The 4,441-nt window shown below is 74.4% G+C and carries 4 protein-coding genes; 2 read left to right on the forward strand and 2 right to left on the reverse strand.

All coding sequences use genetic code 11. The features are described from left to right. Positions 1 to 3: 3 nt before the first annotated feature. A complete protein-coding gene (locus ACFV6I_RS37890) occupies positions 4 to 1,005 on the reverse strand; it encodes an NAD-dependent epimerase/dehydratase family protein (RefSeq protein WP_380430657.1) in 1,002 nt (333 codons plus the stop codon). A gap of 256 nt (positions 1,006 to 1,261) precedes the next feature. Here ACFV6I_RS37890 and ACFV6I_RS37895 point away from each other — a divergent pair, with 256 nt between their 5' ends. Then, on the forward strand, positions 1,262 to 2,293 hold the full coding sequence (locus ACFV6I_RS37895) for a cytochrome c oxidase assembly protein (protein WP_380430660.1): 1,032 nt from the start codon (positions 1,262 to 1,264) through the stop codon (positions 2,291 to 2,293). A gap of 85 nt (positions 2,294 to 2,378) precedes the next feature. Then, positions 2,379 to 3,011: a YdcF family protein gene (locus tag ACFV6I_RS37900; protein WP_380430662.1), complete on the forward strand. Its 633-nt coding sequence runs from the start codon at positions 2,379 to 2,381 to the stop codon at positions 3,009 to 3,011. 19 nt (positions 3,012 to 3,030) lie between these two features. Here the strand turns inward: ACFV6I_RS37900 and ACFV6I_RS37905 are convergent, their stop codons facing one another. Continuing rightward, positions 3,031 to 4,317, reverse strand: a complete 1,287-nt coding sequence (locus ACFV6I_RS37905) for an RICIN domain-containing protein (RefSeq protein ID WP_380430664.1) — start codon at positions 4,315 to 4,317, stop codon at positions 3,031 to 3,033. Positions 4,318 to 4,441: the final 124 nt, after the last annotated feature.

Raw genomic sequence — 4,441 nt, forward strand, 5'->3', positions numbered from 1 at the left:
GTCCTACGCCGGTGCGGCGAGCCCCAGCGCCTGGCGGTACCAGGGGGCGGCGGCGGGTAGCCGGGCGAGGGGGCCGGGGCCGGGCGGGCAGGCGGCGAGACGCCAGACGTCGTCCCCCCGGTACCAGTGGTCGCGGGCGATCAGGGAGAACTGCCGCTCGGAGACGCGGCCCGGGGTGGCGGCGAGCAGACGCCGGCATTCGTCCCACGAGGCGCCCGGGCCGTCCGGGCCATCCGCGCCGCCCGGGCCGTCCACGCCGGGCAGGGCGGGCAGCAGGCCGAGGCCGGCCAGGGCGGCGAGCAGGTCACCGGCCCGGACCGGGTCGGGGTGGCTCGCGTGCTGAACGCCGGGCGGGACGGCGTGGTCGTCCAGGGCGAGCGCGGCGATCAGCCGGGCCAGGTCGGCGCGGTCCACCACGGAGAGCCTGGCGTTCCCGCCCACCCAGGGCACCGGCACCCGGCGGACCAGTTCGGCCAGCGCGGGCACCACCCAGCGGTCACCCGTCCCGGTCACCAGGCCGGGCCGCAGCACGACGGCGCCGGCCGCCAGCGCGACGCGTTCGCCGAGCAGCCTGGTCCGGCTGGCCTCGGAGACCGGGGCGGCCGGCACCTCGTCGACCCCGATGCCGGAGTGCGGTCCCTCGCCGTACACCGCGGTCGTCGACAGGTGGACGATCCGGCGCACCCCGGCCCGGGTCGCGGCGGCCGTCACCGCCTCGGTGCCGTGCACGTTCACCGCCGCGCACTCCTCGGCGCCCCCGGAGACCCGGGAGGCCAGGTGGAGCAGGACGTCGGCACCCTCGCAGAGCGCGGCCAGCGCCGCCCCGTCGGCGAGGTCGCCCGGCACCCAGACGGCCGGGCCGCGCCCGTCCGGCACTGCGCGGGCCAGCGCGCGCACCCGCGCGCCGCGGGCGGTCAGGGCGGCCAGCACCGCGGAGCCTATGAAGCCGGTCGCCCCGGTCAGCGCGACCGTGGTGCGCTCCGGGTGCCGCCGTCCCGCCGCCATGCCGCACCCCTCGCCGTCCCACCGTGTCGCCGTATCGGCGTGTCCCGTGTCGCCGTATCGGCGTGTCGCCGTCGACCGGCCGGTCAGTCTATCCAGCCGCCACCCGCCCGGCGGCCACCCGTACGGAGGGGGCGGGGCACGGCCCGAGGTAAGGCCCACCTAGGCTGTAGGCCAAGCAAAACGGGCGAACCGGACCCCCTCCAGGGGCCACCAGGACGGAAAGCAGGGCCCCCCGATGGGCGACGGAATGTCAGGCATGCACCACCACGGCGGGATGACCCAGCTAGGCCCGTTCACCTTGTCCAACGTCTGGACCTGGTCCCCCGACTGGGTGTTCCTGCTGGGCGGCCTGGCCGCCCTGGCGCTGTACGCGGCGGGCGTGGTCCGGCTCCACCGGCGCGGCGACCGCTGGCCGGTCGGCCGGATGGTCGGCTGGGCGGCCGGTGTCGGCAGCCTGATCCTGGTCACCTGCACCGGGCTGAACGACTACGGCATGGTGCTGTTCAGCGCACACATGATCCAGCACATGGTGCTGTCCATGCTGACGCCGATCCTCCTGCTGCTGGGCGCCCCGATCACGCTGGCGCTGCGCGCCCTGCGGCCGGCCGGCCGGGGCCGCCCGCGCGGGCCGCGCGAGCTGCTGGTGGCGCTGCTGCACAGCCGGTATGTCCGGGTGATCTCGCACCCGGCCTTCACCATCCCGATGTTCATCGCGAGCCTGTACGGGGTCTACTTCACCCCGTTGTTCGACTTCCTGATGCAGTACCGCGCCGGGCACATCTTCATGATGGTGCACTTCCTCCTCACCGGTCTGACCTTCTTCTGGCCGATCATGGGCGTGGACCCGGGCCCGCACCGCCCCAGCCATGTGATGCGGATCATCGAGCTGTTCATGGGCATGCCGTTCCACGCCTTCTTCGGCGTGGCCGTGATGATGGCCAGCCACCCGCTGGTCACCACCTTCACCGTGGAGGGCTCGCCGCCGGGCACCGACCTCCTGGAGGACCAGAAGCTGGCCGGCGGCATCACCTGGGCGTTCGGCGAGATCCCGACCGCGATCGTGCTGATCGCGCTGGTGTACCAGTGGATGCGCTCCGAACAGCGGCAGGCCCGCCGCAGCGACCGCGCCGAGGAGCGCAGCGGCGACGCCGAGCTGGAGGCGTACAACGCCTACCTGGCCTCGCTGCACAAGCGCGGCCCGGGCCCGGCGGCCCCCGCCGCCCCGGCCTCCCCCGCCGCCACTGTCACCCCCGTCACCCCCGTCACCCCGGCGGCCGACGTCGGCTGAGCCCGCCGCCGCCTGCACCACGGAACCCCCGTCCCCTGGAAACCGCCCAGTGGAACGGGGGTTCCGCCGTATACGTTCGGACGGTATGCACGCTCTGCTGATCGTCGCCGTCCTGCTCGGCGGGTACGTCCTGCTCTGGCTGCTCGGCTTCCTCGGCTGCGCGCTGCGGCAGGGGCGCCGCCCCACCCCCGTCGGGGCGGACTACCTGGTCGTCCTCGGCGCCGCCCTGGACGGCTGCGAGCCCGCCCCGCCGCTGGCGGCCCGGCTGGACGCCGCGCTGGAACGTTTCGCCGCCGAGGAGGCCGCCGGGCACGCGCCGCTGCTCCTGGTCACCGGCGGGAAGGGCCCGCACGAGGAGTGCACCGAGGCCGCCGCGATGGCCCGCTACCTGACCGCCCGGGGCGTCCCGGCCGATCGGATCCGGCGCGAGGAACGGGCCGTGAACACCGTCGAGAACCTGCGTTTCAGCGCGGCGCTGATGGCCGCCGAACGGCCCGGCTACCGGTGCACGGTCGTCACCAGCGGCTTCCACACCGCCCGCACCGCGCTCGCCGCCCGCCGGGCCGGCGCCCCCGGCCGGGTGGTCGGCGCGGACGGACTGCTCGCCCACGGCCCGTACGCACTGCTGCGGGAGGCGGTCGGCACGGCACTCGCATACCCGCGCGCCAACGCCGCCGCCCTCCTGCTCCTCACGGGCACCGGAGCCCTCCTCGGCTAGGCCCCGGACCCGGCGGCTGCTACTGGAGCCTCCACTGCTGGTTCCAGCCGCTGTCGCACGTCCAGACGCCCAGGGCCTTGGCGTCCTCGTCGTAGGTCAGGCAGTCCTGGTCGGTGATCCGGATCCGGTACTGGCCGTCGCCCTGCGCGACGAGCTGCCACTTCTGCTCGTCGGCGCCGGTCCACGGCTTGGCGTCGGCGACGTAGCCCTTGGTGTTCTCGGTCAGCGCGAGGCCGGACACGGCGCTGGTGATCTTGTAGCGGCCGTTGCCCAGCGCGGTGAACTGCCAGCCGGTGTTCTTGGGGCCGCTGGTGCCGGCGAGGATCGAGGGGCCGGAGGCAGCCCCGGTGGCCACCGGGCCCCGGCCGGTCTTCACCTTCGGGTACAGCAGCCCGGTCACGGCGTCACCGCCGCCACCGCCGCCCTGGTGCGCGGGCACACCGGGAGTGGCGGTCCCACCCGTACCGACGCCCGGCACCGTACCGGGCTTGGCCGGGACGCCCGGGGTGGCAGTCCCGCCCGTACTGACGCCCGGCACCGTACCGGGCTTGGCCGGGACACCCGGGGTGGCGGTCCCACCGGTGCCGACGCCCGGCACCGTACCGGGGATGCCGGGAGTGACGGGAACGCCCGGGGTGCCAGGGGTCCCCGCGATGTCGGCCGGGATCTCGCGGGCCGGGAAGTGGATGATCCGCTTGCTGTCGTAGCAGCGGATCAGCACGCAGGACCGGGAGGTGGTCACGGTCCGGTCCGAGTCGCTGCCGACGAAGGCCCAGTTCCCGTAGCCGCCGTCGCCCTTGTTGGTGAAGGTCGACTCGCCCGCGAAGACCCAGATCCGGAAGTCGTCGTAGCCGGTCGGGCCGCCCTCGCTGTCGTGGTGCTCCAGCTTGACGGTCTGGTCGATCAGCACCCCGCGCATGTCCGCCTCGTAGACGTTGCGGAACCAGAGGGTGTCGTACAGGTCGGTGCCGTCGTACTTGAACACCATCACATTGAACCCCGGTGCGGCGGCGCTCAGTTGGCCGGCCATCCCCTGGGTGAACGCCGCGTTGTCGGCCTGCGCGGTGAGGGCCGCGCTGCGGAAGCCCCCGATCATGGCGCCGATGGAACTGATCAGCGCGCTGTAGCAGTTGCCGTTGCCGATGTTGGCGGGCCCGCCGACGCCCGGCTCGATGCCCGGGCAGTCGGTCGCCGCCGAGGCCTGCTGCGGCACGGCCATCAGGCCGGTCGAGGCCAGGGCCGCCAACAGGGTTCCGGCGACGGCCCGTTGGGTCGCCCTGGCCGTCCGGCGGGAGGAAGCGCGCATGCTGAAGTGCCCCGATCATTCGGCGAGGTGGCGTCCGTCTGCGGATCCGCAGCGGAGAACGGTCCTCCGGATGCTAGGGCCGCTCACCGGCACCACCCGTGATCTTGACGGCTCCCTGACGAAC

It is taken from the genome of Kitasatospora sp. NPDC059803, from assembly GCF_042732255.1.
In the GTDB taxonomy this organism is placed as follows: Bacteria; Actinomycetota; Actinomycetes; order Streptomycetales; family Streptomycetaceae; genus Kitasatospora.

Bases quoted from the DNA above. Each gene is read 5' to 3' on its own strand.
- ACFV6I_RS37905 (WP_380430664.1), bottom strand. From the start codon at position 4,317: ATGCGCGCTTCCTCCCGCCGGACGGCCAGGGCGACCCAACGGGCCGTC.
- ACFV6I_RS37890 (WP_380430657.1), bottom strand. From the start codon at position 1,005: ATGGCGGCGGGACGGCGGCACCCGGAGCGCACCACGGTCGCGCTGACC.
- ACFV6I_RS37895 (WP_380430660.1), top strand. From the start codon at position 1,262: ATGCACCACCACGGCGGGATGACCCAGCTAGGCCCGTTCACCTTGTCC.
- ACFV6I_RS37900 (WP_380430662.1), top strand. From the start codon at position 2,379: ATGCACGCTCTGCTGATCGTCGCCGTCCTGCTCGGCGGGTACGTCCTG.